This is a genomic window from Hydrogenophaga sp., assembly GCF_018780075.1.
Classification (GTDB): Bacteria; Pseudomonadota; Gammaproteobacteria; order Burkholderiales; family Burkholderiaceae_C; genus Hydrogenophaga.
Genome location: NZ_JADMKB010000002.1, coordinates 1 through 2439, shown reverse-complemented (window position 1 = coordinate 2439; position 2439 = coordinate 1). Strand labels below are relative to the sequence as shown.

General features: G+C 67.4%; 3 protein-coding genes. All 3 read right to left on the bottom strand.

Going from position 1 to position 2439, the window contains the following annotated elements; translation table 11 throughout:
- Positions 1-369 precede the first annotated feature (369 nt).
- Positions 370-1353, bottom strand: a complete 984-nt coding sequence (locus IV088_RS00095) for a quinoprotein relay system zinc metallohydrolase 1 (RefSeq protein WP_291096417.1) — start codon at positions 1351-1353, stop codon at positions 370-372.
- Positions 1350-2153, bottom strand: coding sequence for a quinoprotein dehydrogenase-associated SoxYZ-like carrier (locus tag IV088_RS00090; RefSeq protein WP_291096415.1), 804 nt, complete (start codon positions 2151-2153; stop codon positions 1350-1352). Before IV088_RS00090 ends, IV088_RS00095 begins: the two co-directional genes overlap by 4 nt.
- Positions 2150-2439: ABC transporter permease (locus IV088_RS00085; protein WP_291096413.1), on the bottom strand; the 290-nt coding region annotated here is incomplete at its 5' end. The genes IV088_RS00085 and IV088_RS00090, both read right to left, overlap by 4 nt.

Below are 2439 nucleotides of genomic sequence, written 5' to 3'. Positions count from 1 at the left end.
CCCAGCTCAGGACGTTGTCGGGCGTGGCGGCGTCGTTGGCGATCATCGCGTCGGTGACGCCCTGGGCGCCAACGTGGGCCGTGGCGGCCATGACCAAAAGGCTCAATAGGGTACGTTTCACTGTGGGTCTCCTGCTCGTTTGTGAGGTTGATGGCGGTCCGGTTTTTGGTGCTGTCTGACCGCTCTTTTTCTGACTTCGGACACTCGGTCTTGGACATGCACGCAGCGAAGAAATGGCAACTTCTGTGCCAGCCCAAATCTCAGGGTTTTCACGGAGAAGAACACCCCTCGGAGCGGACCCCATCGCCCCAACTGCGCCAAAGCCGCCCCGCTCAGCGAGACACCCTTGTGACACTGTTCAAAAATGGGTCACTTCGCTGGCGCAGCCAGCACGCGCTGCTCGTAGCGCGGGTACCACTGCGTGAGCGAGCGGTGCAGCTCGGCGGGTTGTGCGGCCCAGCGCGCGAAGCGCTCGGGCACGGGCGTGCGCAGCACCTCGCCCAGGTCCAGGCCGCGCTCGGCGCTGGTCTGCATCAGCGTGGTCAGCCACTGCAGCCAGTCGCGCGTCTGCTGCACGCCGGCCAGCCCGCTGTGCACCGGGCCGTGGCTGGGCACCACGGTCTTGACCTGACCGCTGGCGATGAGCCGCTCCAGCGCATCCAGGCTGGCCAGCCAGGCGGCGAAGTCGGCGTGCGGCGTGGTGGGCACGCGCTCGGCGAACACCAGACCGCCGGCGAACAGCACACCGTTGCGGCGGTCGAGAACCACGAGATCATCGGCGGTGTGACCCTGCAAGCGCATCAGTTCCAGCTGGTGGTTGCCGATTTGCAGGGTCTGCGGCAAGACGGCCTCGTGCGCGGGGGTGGCCTCGGTGCCGCGCATCCAGTCGCCGCACAGGCGGTAGAGGTTGTCGGCGTAGGCCGTGCCTTCGGCCTGCATGCCGCTGATGCTGCCGGGCAGCGCCTGCGTGGGCCGGTCGGCCCAGGCCTGGTTGCCGAAGAAATAGTCGGGGTGCAGGTTGAGTTCCAGCACGCGTTGCACCGGCTCGCGCGTGATGCGTTCGATGGCGCGGCGCTGCTGCTCGCCGTACAGGCGCGATGGCCCGGTGTTGATCACCACCGCGCCCGCACCGGTGGCGATGAAGGCGGTGTTGATGATGTTGCAGCCGTTGGCGCGGCTGAAGTCCTGCACCGCGCCTTCGATGACCCAGGTGCCTTCGGCGATCTGGCGCGGGCGCAGGTCGTAATTGAAACTGGCCGCGTCGGGCTTCGATGCCGGCGGTGGCACCGGGATGGATTGGGCGTGCACGACACCCGCCAGGGCGAGCGCAGCGGACAACAACAGCCGTTTCACGCGCCCACCTCGGCATCGATGCGGTTGCCGTTGTTGTCGCGACCCACGAGCCTGAGGCCTGGAACGGCCTGCGGCGGCAACTCGAAGGTGATGAGCGGGTTCTCGGACACCGGTTCGTGCAGCGTCAGCTTCCACCAGGCCTGGCCCGCGCCGTCGACCAGCTGCAGGTCTTCGATGTAGAAGGCAGGAATGCCCGCGACCAGGCCGGTGTCCATGGGGTGCATCACGCGCACGCGCAGGCGCCGGCTGCCTTCGAGCACGTTGTTGAAAAAGCGCGCCTGCACCTGGCCCAGCGTCTTGCTCCAGGAGCCGTCGGCGCGGGTGAGGCCGGGCACCGTGCAACCGCCGCCGGCGGCCTGCACCCAGGTGCTGCCCACGTGCCACTGGCCGTCTTTGGTCTGCACGAAGGCGCGCACGGGCGAGGCCTGCTCCATGCGGATGCGAAACGCCAGCATGGGCAATGCGCGCAGCGGCTCGAAGTCCAGCACCTGGCGCACCGGGTTGCGGTCCACCGCCACGCGGATGCGCGCGACACCGCCACCCACTTTGTCGAGCCCACGCGCGTCCACCAGCAGCGGCACGTTCATCGCGTCGTCGGCAAAGGCCGGGCCCTTGATCACCACCGCGTCGGAGAACTTGGCCATGGCCTTGCCGATGGTCTGCTCGCGCAGGCTGGGGTACTGCATGGAGCCCAGCGGATCGCCGCCGGTCTGGTCGTCCTGCGCGCGCAACGATGCGGGCAACAGCGCCGCCAGCAAGCCGCTGCCCAGCAGCTGGCGACGTTGAAGGGACCCACTCATCCTCCGCCTCCTTTGGTTTTGACCCACCCTCTTTGCGGGTCATAGCCCCAGAGTGCGAGCACAAAAAAAACAACGCTGCAGCCCACCACCACCGACCACGACAGCGCCGTGAACTGCCCCACCAGCGCGTAGCGCATGGCCTCCACCGCGTGGGTAAAGGGGTTCCACTCGGCGAGCTTCAGCAGCCACCACGCGCCCGATTCTTCGAGCTTCCACAGCGGGTACAGCGCGGGGCTGATGAAGAACATCGGGAAGATCACGAAGTTCATGGTGCCGGCGAAGTTCT

Bases quoted from the DNA above. Each gene is read 5' to 3' on its own strand.
- IV088_RS00090 (WP_291096415.1), bottom strand. From the start codon at position 2,153: ATGAGTGGGTCCCTTCAACGTCGCCAGCTGCTGGGCAGCGGCTTGCTG.